This is a genomic window from Pseudomonas sp. PS01299 (assembly GCF_029960145.1).
GTDB lineage: Bacteria > Pseudomonadota > Gammaproteobacteria > Pseudomonadales > Pseudomonadaceae > Aquipseudomonas > Aquipseudomonas putida_A.
In genome coordinates this window covers 1-18,184 of sequence record NZ_JASCPO010000117.1, presented here as the reverse complement: position 1 = coordinate 18,184, position 18,184 = coordinate 1, and the positions used below count along the sequence as shown (strand labels likewise).

The window sequence follows — 18,184 nt, the reverse complement described above, 5'->3', positions numbered from 1 at the left end:
GCTCGCGAATGCGGTGTACCAGTCACGAGAAATGTCGACTGTTGCACCGCATTCGCGAGCAAGCCCGCTCCCACAGGAGAATTTCATTTCCGGCAGAAATCAGACCAGCGCTTTGTCCAGCGCCTTCTCGATCTCGGCTTTGATCATGCCGCTCATGGCCGACATCATGATGCCCAGTTCCACGTCGACACGGATCGAGTCGTCGGCCACATGCACCGCGCCTTTCACGCCCGAGCGCTTGAGGTTCAGGGTGTCGCCCGACCACTGCGGCTCCAGGCCATATTGATCGGAGAGTTTCTGCGCCAGCTTGTCGGCCTTCTCGCGGGCGGCTTCCTTGCCCAGGCTGTGGGCACGCTCAACACTGATTTTGGCCATCGAATGACTCCTGCTTGATGAATAGGTGACGGTAAATCTTGACCGCGTCTGCGGCAAATCGTCCCGAAGGTCGCCCATCTTACCTTTAGCCATTCCAAGACAAAGCATGGCTTGGGGATTAGAATGTCGCGCATTCTCTTTTGGTGACAGCGATATGACTGATCAGCGCAAAGGCAGCGATGCCGAACCCACCACTCACTTCGGTTTCAAAAACGTTCCGGAAAGCCAGAAAGCGGAAAAAGTCGCTGAGGTGTTCCACTCCGTAGCCGCGAAGTACGACCTGATGAACGACCTTCTGTCGGGCGGCATGCACCGTCTGTGGAAGCGTTTCGCGATCGAACTGTCCGGTGTGCGCAGCGGTAACCGCGTGCTCGACATCGCCGGCGGCACCGGTGACCTGACCAAAAAATTCTCGCACCTGGTTGGCCCGACCGGTCAGGTGGTATTGGCCGACATCAACGAATCGATGCTCAAGGTCGGCCGTGACCGTCTGCTGGATCTGGGTGTGTCCGGCAACGTCGAATTCGTTCAGGCGGACGCGGAAAAACTGCCGTTCCCGGACAACCATTTCGACTGCGTGACCATCGCCTTCGGCCTGCGCAACGTGACTCACAAAGAAGACGCCCTGCGCTCGATGCTGCGCGTGCTCAAGCCCGGCGGCCGCCTGCTGGTGCTGGAGTTCTCCAAGCCGACCAACGCGCTGATGTCGAAAGCCTACGACGCCTACTCGTTCGCCTTCATGCCACTGATGGGCAAGCTGATCACCAACGATTCGGAAAGCTATCGCTACCTGGCCGAATCGATCCGCATGCACCCGAATCAGGAAACCCTGAAGTCGATGATGGTCGACGCCGGTTTCGACCGCGTGACCTATCACAACATGACCGCAGGCATCGTCGCCCTGCACCGCGGCATCAAGCCCTGATGTTGCTCACCGGGCTGCTCGCCAGCGTCGAACTCGGCCTCAACCGGGTGCTGCGTCTCGACAGCACGGCGCTGCCGCGGCTGGCGCATCTGACCGGCAAAGTGATTGCCGTCGATTGCCGCAGCCCGGCGCTGCAACTGTTCATCCTGCCCAGCGATGAGGGCCTGATGCTCGCCTCGAACTGGGAAACCGGCGTCGACTGCACGCTGCGCGCCCCTGCCTCGAGCCTGGTGAAACTGGCCGTGAGCAAAGACAAGACCGCGGTGCTGCACGCCCCGGAGGTCGAGCTCGACGGTGACAGCGGCGTGCTGCTGGAACTGGCCGGGGTGCTGCAGGACCTCGAGCTGGACTGGGAGTACGAACTCTCGCGCTGGCTCGGACCGGTCGCCACGCAACTGATTGGCGGTCACCTGCGCAGCCGCGCACGCTGGTATCAACAAGGATTTGCCAGCCTCAACCAGAACCTCGCCGAATACCTCGCCGAAGAATCACGCACCCTCGTCGGGCAGCGCGAAGCCGAAGCGCGATTCAGCGAACTGGACCGGATCAAACTTGATCTGGAACGTCTCGAGGCGCGTTTCGAGCGCCTTTCCCGATCCCTCGACCCAAGCGATAACGCATGAAGCTGCTTGCCGTCCGCCGTCTGTTGCGCATCCAGCGCGTCGTGATCCGCTACCGCCTCGATGACCTGCTGTTCGAGCTGCCGCTGCCCTGGTTCCTCCTGGCGCTGCGCTACGTGCTGCCGTGGCGCTGGTTGCCGCGCAAGCCGCTGGAGCTGAGCCGTGGTGCGCGCCTGCGCCTGGCGCTGCAGGATCTGGGGCCGATCTTCATCAAGTTCGGGCAGATTCTTTCGACCCGCCGCGACCTGCTGCCGGAAGACATCGCCGATGAGTTGATGCTGCTGCAGGACCGCGTGCCGCCGTTCGATTCGCAGCTGTCGATCAAGCTGATCGAAGAACAGCTGGGCAAGAAGATCAGCGAAGTGTTCAGCCGTTTCGACGTCGAGCCGCTGGCCTCGGCCTCGGTGGCGCAGGTGCACGCCGCGCAACTGAAGACCGGCGAAGAAGTGGTGGTCAAGGTGATCCGCCCGGGCCTGAAACCGGTGATCGCCCAGGATCTGGCATGGCTGTTCATCCTCGCCCGCGCCGCCGAAAAGGTCTCCGCCGACGCCCGCCTGCTGCACCCGGTGGACGTGGTGCAGGACTACGAAAAAACCATCTACGACGAGCTCGACCTGCTGCGCGAGGCGGCCAACGCCAGCCAGTTGAAGCGCAACTTCGAAGGCTCGCCGCTGCTCTATGTGCCGCAAGTCTATTGGGACTGGTGCCGGCCGAAAGTGCTGGTGATGGAGCGTATCTACGGGATTCAGGTGACGGATCTGGCGACCCTCGCCGACCAGCGCACCGACATGAAAATGCTCGCCGAGCGTGGCGTGGAGATCTTCTTCACCCAGGTGTTCCGCGACAGTTTCTTCCACGCCGACATGCACCCGGGCAACATCTTCGTTAGCACCGTCAACCCGTGGAGCCCGCAGTACATCGCGATCGACTGCGGCATCGTCGGCAGCCTGACCCCGGAAGACCAGGACTACCTGGCGCGCAACCTGTTCGCCTTCTTCAAGCGCGACTACCGCCGCGTGGCGCAGTTGCACATCGATTCGGGCTGGGTGCCAGCGGAAACCAAACTCAACGAATTCGAAGCGGCGATCCGTACCGTGTGCGAACCGATCTTCGAAAAACCGTTAAAAGATATTTCATTTGGTCAGGTGCTGATGCGCCTGTTCCAGACTGCGCGGCGCTTCAACATGGAAGTGCAGCCGCAGTTGGTGCTGCTGCAAAAGACCCTGCTGAACATCGAAGGCCTTGGCCGTCAGCTGTACCCGGATCTGGATCTGTGGAACACCGCGCAGCCGTTCCTCGAGCGCTGGATGCGCGAGCGCGTCAGCCCGAAAGCCTTGCTCGGCAACGTGCAGAGCCAGTTCGAGCAGCTGCCGCACCTGGCCAACATGGCCCGCGACCTGCTCGAACGCATGTCGCAACCGCACGCCTACGACCCGCCGCCACCGTGGCACAAACGCAAGGACGACTGGTTCCTGCGCCTGCTCGGTTGCGCACATCTGGCCGGCGGCACGATCCTCGCCGCGGGTGGCCCGCTGCACGAACTGGGGCATTGGCCGGCGGGCATCATGGTGGCAGTCGGCTTGTATCTGGTCGTTCGCCGATAGCCAGTTCGCTGATCGGCTGGCACACTGTTTCAACGCCTGAACCTGACAATTGAAGTGCGGGTTCGCTGTCGGAGTCGAAGATGAAAAACTGGCTGGACGAGATCAAGTGGGACGCAGATGGCCTGGTGCCGGCGATTGCCCAGGATCACAAGACCGGGCGCGTGCTGATGATGGCCTGGATGAACCGCGAAGCGCTGGAACTGACCGCTGCGGAAAACCGTGCAATCTACTGGTCACGTTCCCGTGGCAAGCTGTGGCGCAAGGGCGAAGAGTCCGGCCACGTACAGACCCTGCATGAAATGCGCCTGGACTGTGATGCCGACGTGATCATCCTGATGGTCGAACAGATCGGCGACATCGCTTGCCATACCGGCCGTCAAAGCTGCTTTTACCGCGTCTACGAAAACGGCGACTGGAAGACAGTCGACCCGGTTCTGAAAGACCCGCACGCTATCTATTCCGCAGGACACAAACATGAGTGACACCCTGACTCGCCTGGCCGAAGTGCTTGAAGAGCGCAAAGGCGCAGCGGCCGACAGCTCATATGTAGCTAGTCTGTATCACAAGGGCCTGAACAAGATTCTGGAGAAAGTCGGCGAAGAGTCGGTCGAAACCATTATTGCCGCCAAGGACGCCGCCATCAGCGGTGACTGCAGCGATGTGATCTACGAGACTGCCGACCTGTGGTTCCACAGCATGGTCATGCTCGCCCAACTGGGGCAGCATCCGCAGGCCGTACTGGATGAACTGGATCGTCGCTTCGGTCTATCCGGACACGTCGAGAAAGCCTCGCGTCCGTCCGCCTGAACAATTTTTAGAGAGGAACAGCAACATGGGCATTTTTGACTGGAAACACTGGATCGTCATTCTGGTAGTCGTGGTGCTGGTGTTCGGCACCAAGAAACTGAAAAACCTCGGCACCGACGTCGGCGAGTCGATCAAGGGCTTCCGTAAAGCCATGAACGATGACGAAAAACCGGCCGCCGATCCGACCGTAACGCCTGCGCAGCCCGTTCCACCGGTGCAGCCGCAGGCCACCGCTCAGGCCAACCCGCCGCACACCATCGACGTGCAGGCGCAGAAAGTCGAAGAGCCGATCCGCAAAGACGTGTGAGACTGACAAATGTTTGGTATCAGCTTCTCTGAACTGCTGCTCGTCGGCCTCGTCGCCCTGCTGGTGCTGGGCCCCGAGCGTCTGCCGGGCGCTGCGCGCACCGCCGGCCTGTGGGTCGGCCGGCTGAAGCGCAGCTTCAACGCGATCAAACAGGAAGTTGAACGTGAAATCGGTGCCGACGAGATCCGTCGGCAACTGCACAACGAGCACATTCTGTCGCTGGAGCAGGAGGCGCGGAAGATTTTCACGCCGGTTCAGCAGGAGCCGACGCCGGTTGAGCATGTGGGTGAGCAGACGATTCACAGCCCTGCTGCCGCGACGGCGCCACCAGCACCTGCTGCCGTTGTAGCTCCGACAGAAACGGCGCCAGCCGCCGTGGAACCATCTGTTGAACACGTTGCGCCAAACGCCGCGCCGATTACACCCGCGCCTCACGACCCAACACTGCCGCCGCGAGCCCCATGAGCGATCTCCCTGAAAACGACCAGCACATGCCGCTGGTATCGCACCTCACCGAGTTGCGCACCCGCCTGCTGCGTTGTGTGGCGGCGGTGTTCATCATCTTCGCCGGGTTGTTCGCCTTCACCCAGCAGATCTACACCTTCGTCTCGACGCCGCTGCGCCAGTACCTGCCGGTCGGCGCGACGATGATCGCCACGGATGTGTCGTCGCCGTTCCTGACGCCGCTGAAGCTGACGATGATGGTCTCGCTGTTCCTCGCGATTCCGGTGATCCTGCATCAGATCTGGGGCTTCATCGCGCCGGGCCTGTACAAGCATGAGAAGCGCATCGCCGTGCCGCTGCTGGTGTCGAGCATCCTGCTGTTCTACACCGGTATGGCGTTCGCCTATTACTTCGTGTTCCCGCTGATCTTCAAGTTCTTCGCCGCCGCCACCCCGGCCGGCGTGGAAATGATGACCGACATCACCAGTTACCTCGACTTCGTGATGACGCTGTTCTTTGCCTTTGGTGTCGCGTTCGAAATCCCGGTGGCCGTGGTGCTGCTGGTGTGGATCGGCGTGGTCGACGTCAAATACCTGAAGAAGATCCGCCCGTACGTGATCATCGGCTGCTTCGTGGTCGGCATGATCCTCACCCCGCCGGACATCTTCTCGCAGACCCTGCTGGCGGTACCGATGTGGATGCTGTTTGAAATCGGCATTCTGTTCGGCGGCCTGATCAGCAAGCGCGAACGCCCGGACGAAACACCGGCCGACGATCACAACGACCAGCCGCCAGCGACCCAGGCATGAACCTGCTGTTGCTCGAAGAGGCCGACTTCATCGCGGCCGACCGCGTCGTGCTGCGTGACCGGCGCCTGACCCACATGCAGGAAGTGCATCGCTCGGAAGTCGGCGACAGCCTGCGGGTCGGGCGCATCAATGGCTTGATGGGCTCAGCCGAACTGCTGCGCCTTGAGGCCGGTGAAGCCGAGTTGCGTGTCACCCTCGATCAACCACCACCGGCCAAGCTGCCATTGACGCTGGTATTGGCCCTGCCCCGCCCGAAAATGCTGCGACGGGTGTTCCAGACCGTGGCGACCATGGGCGTGTCGAAGGTGATTCTGGTCAACAGCTATCGGGTCGAGAAGAGTTTCTGGCAGACGCCGTTTCTCGAGCCGGAAGCGATTCGCGAGAACCTGATTCTCGGCCTCGAACAGGCCCGCGATACCGTGCTGCCGGAAATCATCATCGAGAAACGCTTCAAGCCGTTCGTCGAAGATCGCCTGCCGGCGATCAGCGAAGGCACCCTCGGTCTGGTCGGCCATCCCGGTAACTTCCCGCCCTGCCCGCGCGCATTGAGCGAACCGGTGACGCTGGCGATCGGCCCCGAGGGTGGCTGGATCCCCTACGAAATCGACCTGCTGGGCAAGTCCGGCCTGCAACCGGTGCAACTGGGCGAACGTATCCTGCGCGTCGAAACCGCCGTCACCGCCCTGCTCGCCCGCCTGTTCTAAAAGTACTGTGGTGAGGGAGCTTGCTCCCGCTTGGGCGCGAAGCGGCCATTGCTCTTTCTTCAGATAAAAATGTGTTTGCCGGTTTTGCGACGGCTGCGCCGCCGGGCGGGAGCAAGCTCCCTCGCCACGATGTCACTGCGCTTCAGACAAATCGGGTTACAGATTGCCATCACCCAGCCGATACAGTCCCCATAAGTCCAATTAGTGGTCCGAGGGGAGTCGTCGCATGTACCGTTGGTTAGCCGAGAATCTTGGGAACGTCAGCGTCAAACGCAAACTGGGCATCGGTTTCGGCCTGGTGCTGTTGCTCACCCTGCTGATTACCTTTACCGGCTGGACCGGCATGGGCGGCATTATCAGCCGTGGCGACAAGCTCGGCTTCATCTCCAGCCTCAATGAACTGACCAAGGACCTGCGCCTGGCGCGTCTGGACTATGAAGCGCGTCGCGGCGAACAAGGCCCGGGCGCGGTCAACGAGTTGCTGGCCAAACTCGCCAGCGGCTTGCAAACCGCGCGCGGCCTGATCGAGCAGCCCTCAGATGCGGCGATGGTCGATCAGCAACTGGCCGCTGTCGCCGAGTACAAACGTGCCTTCGCCGACATGACACAGGCCACCGTGCAGCGTGAGGATGCGCGCAGCAAGCTCGGCGCCAGTGCTGACAATGCCGTGGCCAAAGTCTCGGAAGTCGAGAAATCCATGCTGCAAGGGGACAGCGTCGCGCAATTCAACAGCGTGATCGAACTGAGCAAACTGTTGCAGCAAGCGCGCTATCAGGTGCGCGGCTATACCTACAGCGGCAAGGCCGAGGCGGAGCAGCCAGCGCTGGACGCCATCGACAATGCACTGAAAAACCTCGACAGCCTGCCGGCGAAACTGCCCGAACAGCACATCGCCAACCTGCAACAGGCCACCGACTCGATCAAGGCTTATCGCGCGGCGGTCACTCAGTTCCGCGACTCGCAGGTGAACAATGCCAAGGCCGGGGCAACCATGACGGCGCAGGGCGACATCCTCCTCGACCTCAGCAAGAAGCTCACCGAATCACAAACCGTGGTGCGCGATACCGATGCCGCGCACGCCAAGAACATGCTGATCATCGCCACCCTGCTGGCCGTGGCCTTCGGTTTGCTGGCCGCGTGGGCGATCACCCGGCAGATCATCATTCCGCTGAACCAGACCCTGAAGGTCGCCGAGCGCGTGGCTGCCGGCGACCTGACCCACAATCTGGTCTCGCAACGCCGCGACGAACTCGGCCAGTTGCAGCGTTCGATGCAGAGCATGACCCAAGGCCTGCGCGAGTTGATCGGTGGCATCAGCGACGGCGTTACGCAAATCGCCAGCGCTGCCGAGGAATTGTCAGCGGTGACCGAGCAGACCAGCGCCGGGGTCAACAATCAGAAGATCGAGACCGATCAGGTCGCCACCGCCATGAACGAAATGGCCGCCACTGTGCAGGAAGTCGCGCGTAACGCCGAGGAGGCTTCCGAAGCCGCCGTGGCCGCCGACCAGCAAGCCCGTGAAGGCGACAAGGTGGTCGGTGAAGCGATCGCGCAGATCGAGCGTCTGGCCGTCGAAGTCGGCCACTCCACCGAAGCCATGGGCGAACTCAAGCGCGAGAGCGACAAGATCGGCAGCGTGCTCGACGTGATCAAGTCCGTGGCCCAGCAAACCAACCTGCTGGCGCTCAACGCCGCGATCGAAGCAGCGCGTGCCGGTGAGGCCGGGCGTGGTTTTGCGGTGGTTGCCGATGAAGTGCGCAGCCTCGCCCAGCGCACGCAGAAGTCCACCGAAGAGATCGAAGAGCTGATCGTCGGCCTGCAGAACGGTACCCAGCAAGTGGCAACGATCATGGACAACAGCCGCAGCCTGACCGACAGCAGCGTCGAACTGACCCGCCGCGCCGGTGGCTCACTGGAAAGCATCACCCGCACCGTCTCGGCGATTCAGGCGATGAACCAGCAGATTGCAGCGGCAGCCGAGCAGCAGAGTGCCGTGGCCGAGGAGATCAACCGTAGCGTGCTGAATGTGCGGGATGTGTCGGATCAGACGTCGGCGGCGAGTGAAGAAACGGCGGCGTCGAGTGTTGAGCTGGCGCGGTTGGGGACGCATCTGCAGATGCTGGTGGGGCGGTTCAAGGTTTGAGGTGATCCGAAAACCTCGGTTCGCTCTGAACCGAGGTGATGCATTCGCGAGCAAGCCCGCTCCCACAGTTGACCTGGTTGTCCATGCGGACGCGGTCTAATGTGGGAGCGGGCTTGCTCGCGAAAGCGGTAGCTCAGACGCTGAAATTAAAGGACCTGACGCAGAAAGGCTTGCGCGCGCGGATCCTTCGGTGCATCGAAGAACTCCGCCGGGGAAGCATCTTCCAGCAGTTTGCCGTGATCGAAGAACAGCACCCGATCCGCCACTTCCCGGGCGAAACCCATTTCGTGGGTGACGCAGACCATGGTCATGCCTTCCACGGCCAGGTTCTTCATCACATCCAGCACTTCGCCGACCATTTCGGGGTCGAGGGCCGAAGTCGGTTCGTCGAACAGCATCACTTTCGGGTCCATCGCCAGCGCCCGGGCAATCGCCACGCGCTGTTGCTGGCCGCCGGACAGGCGTGATGGATATTCCCGAGCCTTCTGCGCAATACCGACCTTTTCCAGCAACGCCAAGGCCTTGGCCTCACTTTCCTTCTGCCCACGCTTGCGCACGACTTTCTGCGCCAGACAGAGGTTTTCCAGCACGGTCATGTGCGGGAACAGGTTGAAGTGCTGAAAGACCATGCCGACTTCGCGGCGGTAGGCGTTGACGTCGGTTTTCGGGTCGGCCAGTTGCAGGCCGTCGATGCTCACCGAACCCGAGTCGAATTCTTCCAGGCCATTGAGGCAGCGCAGGAAGGTCGACTTGCCCGAGCCGGACGGGCCGATCACCACCAGCACTTCGCCTTTGGCAACGGAAGTGGTGACGTTATCCACAGCCCGAACTACCTGGCCACGGGTGTCGAAGACTTTTACCAGATCGCGGACTTCAATCACTTTGCGCGAGCCTCCGCTCAAGCCGGCTGGCCATTTTCGACAGCGGCAGGTTGATCAACAGGTACAGGCCGGCGACGCAGAACAGGATTTCGAACGGCGAGAACGAGGTGGTGATGACTTCACGGCCACTTTTCAGCAGCTCGGTAATGGCAATCACCGACACCAGCGAGGTGTCCTTGACCAGGCTGATGAACTGCCCGGCCAGCGGCGGCAGCACTCGTTTGAACGCTTGCGGCAGCACCACGTGGCGCATCGACTGGCCGGCGCTCAGACCGAGCGAACGCGCCGCTTCGTTCTGGCCACGGGCAATCGACTGCACCCCGGAACGGATGATCTCCGCGACGTAGGCGCCGGTAAACAGCGACAGCGCGGCGATCCCGGCGAACTCGCGGGACAGGTTCATCACCGTGCCGATGAAGAAGTAGAAAATGAAAATCTGCACCAACAGCGGCGTGCCGCGCACCAGTTCGACGTAAATGCTCGACAGATCACGCAGGGTCGGGTTGCTCGACAGGCGGCACAGCCCGGTGACCAGACCGATCAGCAGACCGAGTACCCCAGACACCACCGACAGCCACAGCGTGGTCCAAAGGCCCCACAGCAGCGGCCCTGCCGCCCAATGCCGAGTCACGCCCACGACGTCACCTTCAGCCACATCGTCGCCCTGAGCGAATTGCAGGCTGTTTTCGTCGACGGTCAGGTGCTGCTCGTCACCGGCGTCGTTGCGCAGGGTGACCTGCGCGCTACCGCCCTTGCGCACCAGCTCGGTGACGGTGGAGATATCGGTGGCACGCTGGGATTCTTCGGCCTGATAGGCGAAGTACTGCGGCACGCGGTTCCAGCGCCATTCGTAGGACATCAGCGACGTGGCGTAATACAACGCGCCCGCCAGGCCGACCAGCACCAGCACGGTCAGGACGTGCCAGGGCCATTGGGCTTTTTTCTGTTTCATTGCAGGTTCCGGATTCTGTATCGCCTTGGAGGCCCCATCGCGAGCAGGCTCACTCCTACATTGGAATGCGTCCCCCTGTAGGAGTGAGCCTGCTCGCGATCGAGGCAACGCGGTCTATCTGACCGGGCTTATTCCATGTCCTTGAGCCACTCGGTGCTCTTGAACCACTTGTCATGGATGCGATCGTAGGTGCCGTCTTCGTGGATCTGGTGCAGGAAGTTGTTGATGAAGTTGATGCTGTCGTAATCACCCTTCTTCAGACCGAAGGCCAGCGGCTCGTAGGTGAACGGCTTGTCGAGGAACACCAGTTTGCCGGCGCCGACCTTGTTCACCGCGACCACGTTGTACGGCGCGTCGTAGATGAAGGCGTCGGCCTTGCCATTGACCACGTCGAGCACGGCTTCCTGCTCGTTGTCGTAGCCGTGGTACTTGGCCTTGGCGATCAGCTTCTTGGCGACCATCTCGCCGGTGGTACCGAGCTTGGAGGTGATGCGGTAGTCGGCGGTGTTCAGGTCTTTATAGGACTTGATGGTGCCTTCCAGTTCCTTGCGGATCAGCAGGGTCTGGCCGACCACGATGAACGGTTCGCTGAAGTTCAGGCGCAGGTTGCGCTCCTGAGTCAGGGTCATGCCGCTGCCGATCATGTCGAACTTGTCGGTCATCAGGGCCGGGATGATCCCGTCGTAACCGGTGGACACCAGCTCCAGCTTGACGCCCATGGCCTTGGACATGGCTTTGAGGATGTCGACTTCGAAGCCGATGATCTCGCCGCGCTTGTTGGTCATTTCGAACGGCATGTAGGTCGGATCCATACCGACTTTCAACGTGCCGCGCTTGACCGCGTCATCGATTGCACCGGCGTGCGCCGCATTGACTGCAACCAGTGCCGTGACGCCGACCAGCAGCATCGACAGATACTTCTTCATCTTCAAGTCCCCAAAACCATTGCAATTGCGGCGCGAAAACCGCCTGAAATGGACAAGATCGTCCGGGCGCGCCAATTCGGGGACGGATGCTAACGCACTCGATTTTTTGCACAAGGTTTTATGGACGATTTGTTTAACATTCAAAGGCCCCTCACCCCAGCCCTCTCCCCAGAGGGGAGAGGGGGAAAGGGAGCCGATCGGGGAAATATTCGAAAGCTAAGTTCGACTCGATTTCTCAGGTCGATGCAACTCGAATATCCAATCCGGTCAGTCCCCTCTCCCTCCGGGAGAGGGTTAGGCGGGCGGCGTTCCGATGAGGGGGATTTTCAGCGCCATAAAAAAACCCCGCTAGTTAGCGGGGTTTCTTCATCAGGCCGGTTGTGCCTGCAAGCTCACAGGCTTGAGTGGCAACAGCGGCGCATGCGGATCGGCTTTCACCGAAGCACGCCAGGCATCCAGCCATTCCTTGTGGTCTTCGGACCAGACCAGCTCGTGCAGACGCGCCAGGGCCACCGGATCGCTCAGCAGTTGCAGGCGATCATGGTTGCTCAGTGCCGCCGGGCCAGCCTTCAGGGCGTGACGTACACGTTCCTGACGCAGCCACTCGATCGGCTCGGCCTGACCGTGCCGGGCCGTCGCCAGCGAACACGCCAGGGCGTTCTGCTGCGGATCGACCACGGCGCGGATGAAGCCGTCGTTCAGTGCATGCCAGCGGTTCTCGTGGGTGTACTGATCGGTCGCCAGCAGCGCCTGTGGCGGATTGTATTCCTCTGGGATGAGGAACAGGCTCTCGTCACGGGACTTCAGGCCCAGGCCGACACGGCTGGAAATCACCGACACCGGGATCGACAGCATCAGCGAACCGACGATCGGCACCAGCCACCACAGGAAGCTCGGGTTCAGCCAGATCACCAGCAGCGCCCAGCAGAAGCCCAGCAGGGTCTGCGGACCGTGGCGCTTGACCGCCTCGCTCCATGGCGTGGAGTCGTCGTCACGCTGCGGCGAGTTCCAGGTCGCGGCCCAGCCGAGGAATGCGGCGAGCACGAAACGGGTGTGGAAAATCATCCGCACCGGCGCCAGCAGCATGGAGAACAACATCTCCAGCAGCATCGACAGGGTCACCTTGAACTTGCCACCGAACTCTTTCGCGCCCTTGGCCCAGATCAGGATGATGCTCAGCAGTTTCGGCAGGAACAGCAGCACGATGGTGGTCGAGAACAGCGCGATCGCCTTGTCCGGGTGCCATTGTGGCCACAGCGGATAGAGCTGACGCGGTTCCAGGAAGTACTGCGGCTCCATCAGTGTGTTCACCGCCAGCAGCGCGGTCGACAACACCAGGAAGAAGAACCACAACGGCGCCGACAGGTACGACATCACGCCGGTGAGGAACACTGCGCGGTGCACCGGGTGCATACCTTTGACCAGGAACAGGCGGAAGTTCATCAGGTTGCCGTGGCACCAGCGACGGTCACGCTTGAGCTCGTCGAGCAGGTTCGGCGGCAGTTCTTCGTAGCTGCCCGGCAGGTCGTAGGCAATCCACACGCCCCAACCGGCACGGCGCATCAACGCGGCTTCGACGAAGTCGTGAGACAGGATGGCACCGGAGAACGCACCTTTACCCGGCAACGGCGCCAGGGCGCAGTGGTCGATGAACGGCTTCATGCGGATGATCGCGTTGTGACCCCAGTAGTGGGATTCACCCAACTGCCAGAAGTGCAGACCGGCGGTGAACAGCGGACCGTACACGCGGGTAGCGAACTGCTGCATGCGCGCATACAGGGTGTCCATGCCCGACGCTCGCGGCGCGGTCTGGATGATCCCGGCGTCCGGCGTGGCTTCCATCAGGCGCACCAGACTGGTCAGGCACTCGCCGCTCATCACCGAGTCGGCGTCGAGCACGACCATGTACTTGTAGTCACCACCCCAGCGACGGCAGAAGTCGTCGAGGTTGCCGCTCTTGCGTTTCACACGACGGCGACGGCGGCGATAGAAGATCTTGCCGAAGCCCTTGGCTTCACGGCAGACGTCCAGCCAGGCTTGCTGCTCGGCGACGCAGATATCGGTGTCGTTACTGTCGCTGAGGACGAAGAAGTCGAAGCGATCCAGATCACCGGTAGCGGCGACCGACTCGAAGGTGGCGCGCAGACCGGCGAATACCCGAGGCACGTCTTCGTTGCAGATCGGCATTACCAGCGCAGTACGGGCGTCTTTCGGAATCGGCTCGTTGCCGGCGCTTTTGCCGGAGATACGGTATTTATCGTGACCGGTGAGCAACTCGAGGAAGCCCATCAGTGCCGTCCAGAAACCGGCCGAGACCCAGCAGAACAGAATCCCGAACAGGATCAGGATGCTGGTCTGCAGCGCATACGGCAGCACTTGCGTGGCGGTTTGCAGCAGCGGCTGGTGCAGCACTTCGTCCAGATCGACGAACGACCAGCCCTGGTACGGCATGATGCCTTTCATGTACCAGCCGGCAACGATGGTCTGACCGAGCATCAGCAGCAACAGAATGTAACGTCGAATCGAACCAACCGTGCGCCAGCGCGCCGCCGGCAAGACGTTTTCGTCCTTCGGCGGCTGTGGCGGATTGGTGCGCCCGGTCAGGCGGCGCCAGCCACGCACCAGAATATTGGTGCGCCATGGCTCCGGCACGACTTTGGTCCGACGGATCGGCGGCGTCGCTTTCATGCTGACCCGACCGCTGGCGTCGAGCACCAGCATTTCCGCCTCTTCCAGCTCCTCGGCGGTGCTCAGGGTCAGGCGCTTGCCCACCGAAGCCTGGGCGGCTTCGGCAGGCGCGTCGAACGTCGGCGACGACAGGCGCTGGTGCAGTTCGCTGAAGGACTGGCAGCCCGCGAGTTCCGCGCGCTGCTCGTCGGTCATCGGCAGATGCGCCAGATACTCGGACAGAGTCTCTGGCTGTACTTGAGAGTTACTCATCGGCAGGCAACTGATAGCTCCAGGTCTCGGTCAGGACTTCTTCAGTCGGTGCCGATTCCGGTGTGGCTGGGGCCGCGTTCGCAGCCGCTGGCTGCTTGGCGTCTTTGTTGGCCTTGTCCTTGGCATCTGCGGCTGGCTTGGCGTCGGCCTGTTTGGCCTCGGCTGCCTTGGCTTCCTTCTCGTCTTTCTCTTGTTGCTTGGCCGCGACCTTGTCCGCCTTGGCCACCGACGAGTTCGACGCCGGTACCGAAGACTTGGCCAGATCAGCGGTGACCACTGGCTGTACCAGGGCGGCCCGCATCTCGGTGGACTTGCTCGCGTCCTTGATCTTCATCCGCAGGGTCAGGCGCCAGCCCTTGGTTTCCGGGTTGTAACGCACGCTGTTCTCAACCAGTTCGGCGTTATCGCCAACGCTGACCTGACTGCGCACGTCGGCATCCGGGGCCAGAGCCGCCAGCGATGGACCTTCGAAGTCGACCAGGTAGGCAACGCTGCCATCCGGTTGACGGATCAGGTTCGACTGCTTGACGTCACCGGTCGAACGCAGCGTCTGCTTGACCCAGGCGCTGTCGGGGGCGTGAATCGCCGCTTCGTCCATGGTCCAGTGCAGGCGGTAGGCGAAGTCCAGCGGCTTGCCTGGCTCCGGCATGGTTTCCGGGCTCCAGAACGCAACGATGTTGTCGTTGGTTTCGTCGGCAGTCGGAATCTCTACCAGATCAACGGTGCCCTTGCCCCACTCGCCCTTCGGCTCGATCCAGGCGCTTGGGCGCTTGTCATAGCGGTCGTCGAGGTCTTCGTAGTGGCTGAAGTCGCGACCACGCTGCAGCAGACCGAAACCACGCGGGTTCTCGACGCTGAAGTTGCTCACGGCCAGGTGTTTCGGGTTGTTCAGCGGACGCCAGATCCACTCGCCGTTGCCGGCATGGATCGACAGACCGCTGGAGTCGTGCAGTTCACGACGGTAGTTGAGGACTTTCGACGGCTGGTTGGCGCCGAACAGGAACATGCTGGTCAACGGTGCGATGCCCAGTTTGCCGACCTTGTCACGCAGGAACATCTGCGCCTTGACGTCGACAATGGTGTCGCTGCCCGGACGCAGGATCAGGCGATAGGCACCGGTGGCGCGCGGCGAATCCAGCAGGGCGAAGATCACCAGATGCTTGTCACCCGGCTTCGGCTGTTGAATCCAGAACTCGCGGAAACGCGGAAACTCTTCGCCCGACGGCAGCGCGGTGTCGATCGCCAGACCACGGGCCGACAGGCCGTAGGTGTGGCCCTTGCCGACGACGCGGAAGTAGCTCGCGCCGAGCATGGTCATGATTTCGTCTTGCTTGTCGGCCTTGTTGATCGGGTACAGCACACGGAAACCGGCGTAGCCCAGTTGCTCAGTGGCTTTCGGATCGAACTTGAGGTCGCCGAAATCGAAGCGGGTCGGATCGTATTTGATCTCTTCGACGGTGTTCGCCGTGATTTCGTTGATTTTCACCGGCGTATCGAAGTGCATGCCCTGGTGATAGAAGGACAGCTTGAACGGTGTCTTCTGATCGGCCCACTCAGCCTTTTCGGTGAGGAAGCGGATTTTCTGATAATCCGCGAACTTCATGTCACGGAATTCGTTCGGCAGGTTGCTGCGCGGGGCTTCGAACTTCTGCCCGGCCAGCTCTTTAGCCTTGGCTGATACATCGTCAAGATTGAACGCCCAAAGCTGGCCGGCGCTGAGCAGGCACAGGAGCGCCGAGCCGGCTACCAGGGCACTTCGCATGCGTTTGGCAGACATTTTTGCTGCATTACAGGGACTAACAATCACGAGCAACCCTCGCCGAAAACAGATCAAAAAACCAACGGCCAGATTAAGTGCCTGTGGGGTTTTCGACTTTGAAAAGCCGACCTCCCAGCGCACCCTTGCCAAGTTGGCGAGCATTGTTCCGACTCCGCTGGGGCAAAATGATTCCCCAATCGGATCCAGACAAGTCTCTACCTAAGTCAAAAATGGAACAGCGAACGCTGATCCCCATAGCGCGCGATTATCTAGTAGCCCGCGTGACAACGCATCAGGGGTAACAAAGTATTTATCGCGAAAAACGCCTGTTTTCAGTCGAAAAGCCCTTGAAAAGGTGTTTCAAGGGCTTTCATGTCTGTAACAGGAAGGTTACCGGGCCATCGTTGACCAGGTGCACCTGCATATCCGCGCCGAATCTACCTGATGCCACAGTGCCATGCATCTGTTTCGCTTTGCTGAATAGATAGTCGAACAATTCCTCGCCCAATGCCGGAGGGGCTGCGGTCGAGAAACTCGGGCGCAACCCGCTCCTGGTGTCGGCAGCGAGGGTGAACTGAGAGACCAGCAGCAACCCGCCGCCCACATCCGCCAGGGACAGATTCATCTTGCCCTCGGCGTCACTGAATACCCGATAGTTAAGCAGCTTATGCAAAAGTTTGTCGGCACTGGTACGCGTGTCGTCGGGTTCGACCGCCACCAGCACCAGCAAACCCTGATCCACCGCGCCGACTGTCTCTCCCGCAACCTCTACCCGCGCACCGCGCACGCGTTGTAAAAGCCCCTTCATGCTTCTTCGGGCGGCAGGTCGAGCAAGCGACGGGCCATGTTGCTCGCGGCACGCACCAGCGCATCGGTGATGCCCGGTTCGGAGGCGGCGTGACCGGCGTCACGAATCACCTGCAGTTCGCTGTTCGGCCAGGCCTGATGCAGCTCCCAGGCGTTGTCCAGCGGACAGATCACGTCGTAACGACCGTGAATGATCACCCCCGGCAGATGGGCGATCTTGCCCATGTCGCGGATCAGTTGATTCGGCTCGAGGAACGCATTATTGGTGAAGTAGTGACACTCGATCCGCGCGATCGACAGGGCGCGCTGCGGTTCGGAGAAACGGTCGACCACCAGCGGGTTCGGCCGCAGGGTCGCGGTGCGTCCTTCCCACGTCGACCAGGCCTTGGCCGCGTGCATCTGAGCGATCTGATCGTTACCGACCAGGCGCTTGTGGAAGGCGCTGAGCAGATCGTCGCGCTCGTCCAGCGGGATCGGCGCGATGTAATCCTGCCAGTAATCGGGAAACAGACGGCTGGCACCGGCCTGATAGAACCACTCGATTTCCTGCGGACGGCAGAGAAAGATCCCACGCAGGATCAGACCGTGTACGCGCTCCGGGTGGGTTTGCGCGTAGGCCAGCGCCAGAGTCGAACCCCACGAACCGCCGAACAGCACCCATTTATCGATGCCCAAGTGCTTGCGGATACGCTCAAGGTCAGCGACCAGATCCCAGGTGGTGTTGTTTTCCAGGCTCGCATGCGGGGTGGAGCGTCCGCAGCCGCGCTGGTCGAAGGTGACAATGCGATACAGGTTCGGATCGAAATAGCGACGGCTCTGCGCGTCGCAACCGGCACCCGGGCCGCCGTGGATGAACACCACCGGCAAGCCTTCCGGCGAGCCGCTTTCATCGACGTACAGCGTGTGGGTGTCATCGACAGCCAGATCGTGCCGGGCGTGGGGTTTGATCTGCGGAAACAATGTCTGCATTGCGCGCTCCGTAAGGGGTCGAGGTCATCCCTGGGGGGACTTCTATTATTCTGCCGTCCGGCATCATAAACCCGATTTACGTCAATGAGCATGCCCGTACGCAGTCACAATTTTTCTGCTGCATACAAAACCTGTGGGAGCGGGCTTGCTCGCGAAAGCGCTGTGTCATTCAACGCATATGTTGCCTGATGCGCCGCCTTCGCGAGCAAGCC

The 18,184-nt window shown here is 61.3% G+C and carries 18 protein-coding genes; 10 read left to right on the top strand and 8 right to left on the bottom strand.

All coding sequences use genetic code 11. The features are described from left to right. Positions 1 to 99 precede the first annotated feature (99 nt). Entirely contained in the window at positions 100 to 375 is a 276-nt protein-coding gene (locus QMX91_RS19330; RefSeq protein ID WP_003220859.1) for a polyhydroxyalkanoic acid system family protein, read from the bottom strand. Between the two features lie 154 nt (positions 376 to 529). On the opposite strand from QMX91_RS19330, the gene ubiE reads away from it, so the two are divergent. The 10 genes from ubiE to QMX91_RS19280 all read left to right on the top strand — a co-directional run bounded on the left by ubiE (position 530) and on the right by QMX91_RS19280 (position 8,738). After that, positions 530 to 1,300 carry a bifunctional demethylmenaquinone methyltransferase/2-methoxy-6-polyprenyl-1,4-benzoquinol methylase UbiE gene (gene ubiE / locus QMX91_RS19325; RefSeq protein ID WP_003220857.1) on the top strand — a complete coding sequence of 257 codons (771 nt, stop codon included), beginning with the start codon at positions 530 to 532 and terminating at the stop codon, positions 1,298 to 1,300. After that, a complete protein-coding gene (locus QMX91_RS19320; RefSeq protein WP_134785241.1) occupies positions 1,300 to 1,923 on the top strand; it encodes an SCP2 domain-containing protein in 624 nt (207 codons plus the stop codon). The genes ubiE and QMX91_RS19320 overlap by 1 nt, the downstream gene beginning before the upstream one ends. Then, positions 1,920 to 3,524 (top strand): ubiquinone biosynthesis regulatory protein kinase UbiB, encoded by a 1,605-nt coding sequence (ubiB, locus tag QMX91_RS19315; RefSeq protein ID WP_027611297.1) that lies wholly within the window; start codon positions 1,920 to 1,922, stop codon positions 3,522 to 3,524. The genes QMX91_RS19320 and ubiB overlap by 4 nt, the downstream gene beginning before the upstream one ends. Positions 3,525 to 3,604: 80 nt before the next feature. Then, positions 3,605 to 4,006: a phosphoribosyl-AMP cyclohydrolase gene (gene hisI, locus QMX91_RS19310; RefSeq protein WP_003220851.1), complete on the top strand. Its 402-nt coding sequence runs from the start codon at positions 3,605 to 3,607 to the stop codon at positions 4,004 to 4,006. After that, positions 3,999 to 4,331 (top strand): phosphoribosyl-ATP diphosphatase, encoded by a 333-nt coding sequence (locus tag QMX91_RS19305; RefSeq protein ID WP_007909355.1) that lies wholly within the window; start codon positions 3,999 to 4,001, stop codon positions 4,329 to 4,331. Before hisI ends, QMX91_RS19305 begins: the two co-directional genes overlap by 8 nt. A gap of 25 nt (positions 4,332 to 4,356) precedes the next feature. Then, positions 4,357 to 4,638: a twin-arginine translocase TatA/TatE family subunit gene (locus tag QMX91_RS19300; RefSeq protein WP_003220847.1), complete on the top strand. Its 282-nt coding sequence runs from the start codon at positions 4,357 to 4,359 to the stop codon at positions 4,636 to 4,638. Positions 4,639 to 4,647: 9 nt separating this feature from the next. Next, positions 4,648 to 5,103 (top strand): Sec-independent protein translocase protein TatB, encoded by a 456-nt coding sequence (gene tatB / locus QMX91_RS19295; RefSeq protein ID WP_098966798.1) that lies wholly within the window; start codon positions 4,648 to 4,650, stop codon positions 5,101 to 5,103. After that, positions 5,100 to 5,891 (top strand): twin-arginine translocase subunit TatC, encoded by a 792-nt coding sequence (tatC, locus tag QMX91_RS19290; protein ID WP_027611295.1) that lies wholly within the window; start codon positions 5,100 to 5,102, stop codon positions 5,889 to 5,891. The genes tatB and tatC overlap by 4 nt, the downstream gene beginning before the upstream one ends. Continuing rightward, entirely contained in the window at positions 5,888 to 6,595 is a 708-nt protein-coding gene (locus QMX91_RS19285) for a 16S rRNA (uracil(1498)-N(3))-methyltransferase (protein ID WP_225137169.1), read from the top strand. Before tatC ends, QMX91_RS19285 begins: the two co-directional genes overlap by 4 nt. 226 nt (positions 6,596 to 6,821) lie before the next feature. Further along, positions 6,822 to 8,738 (top strand): methyl-accepting chemotaxis protein, encoded by a 1,917-nt coding sequence (locus QMX91_RS19280; protein WP_282413206.1) that lies wholly within the window; start codon positions 6,822 to 6,824, stop codon positions 8,736 to 8,738. Positions 8,739 to 8,884: 146 nt separating this feature from the next. On the opposite strand, the gene QMX91_RS19275 is transcribed toward QMX91_RS19280, so the two are convergent. The 7 genes from QMX91_RS19275 to pip all read right to left on the bottom strand — a co-directional run bounded on the left by QMX91_RS19275 (position 8,885) and on the right by pip (position 17,972). Beyond that, positions 8,885 to 9,619, bottom strand: a complete 735-nt coding sequence (locus tag QMX91_RS19275; RefSeq protein WP_007961769.1) for an amino acid ABC transporter ATP-binding protein — start codon at positions 9,617 to 9,619, stop codon at positions 8,885 to 8,887. Then, on the bottom strand, positions 9,612 to 10,571 hold the full coding sequence (locus tag QMX91_RS19270; protein ID WP_282413205.1) for an amino acid ABC transporter permease: 960 nt from the start codon (positions 10,569 to 10,571) through the stop codon (positions 9,612 to 9,614). Before QMX91_RS19270 ends, QMX91_RS19275 begins: the two co-directional genes overlap by 8 nt. Positions 10,572 to 10,699: 128 nt before the next feature. After that, the gene (locus QMX91_RS19265; protein WP_003220833.1) at positions 10,700 to 11,497 is read right to left on the bottom strand and encodes a transporter substrate-binding domain-containing protein; all 798 of its coding nucleotides are present in this window, start codon (positions 11,495 to 11,497) and stop codon (positions 10,700 to 10,702) included. A gap of 369 nt (positions 11,498 to 11,866) precedes the next feature. Further along, on the bottom strand, positions 11,867 to 14,437 hold the full coding sequence (mdoH, locus tag QMX91_RS19260; RefSeq protein WP_223007183.1) for a glucans biosynthesis glucosyltransferase MdoH: 2,571 nt from the start codon (positions 14,435 to 14,437) through the stop codon (positions 11,867 to 11,869). Further along, complete coding sequence (locus tag QMX91_RS19255) at positions 14,430 to 16,214, bottom strand: glucan biosynthesis protein G (protein ID WP_167734086.1); 1,785 nt, start codon at positions 16,212 to 16,214, stop codon at positions 14,430 to 14,432. The genes mdoH and QMX91_RS19255 overlap by 8 nt, the downstream gene beginning before the upstream one ends. A gap of 352 nt (positions 16,215 to 16,566) precedes the next feature. Then, positions 16,567 to 17,004, bottom strand: coding sequence for a D-aminoacyl-tRNA deacylase (gene dtd, locus QMX91_RS19250; RefSeq protein WP_134785234.1), 438 nt, complete (start codon positions 17,002 to 17,004; stop codon positions 16,567 to 16,569). Continuing rightward, the gene (pip, locus tag QMX91_RS19245) at positions 17,001 to 17,972 is read right to left on the bottom strand and encodes a prolyl aminopeptidase (RefSeq protein WP_003220824.1); all 972 of its coding nucleotides are present in this window, start codon (positions 17,970 to 17,972) and stop codon (positions 17,001 to 17,003) included. Before pip ends, dtd begins: the two co-directional genes overlap by 4 nt. Positions 17,973 to 18,184: the final 212 nt, after the last annotated feature.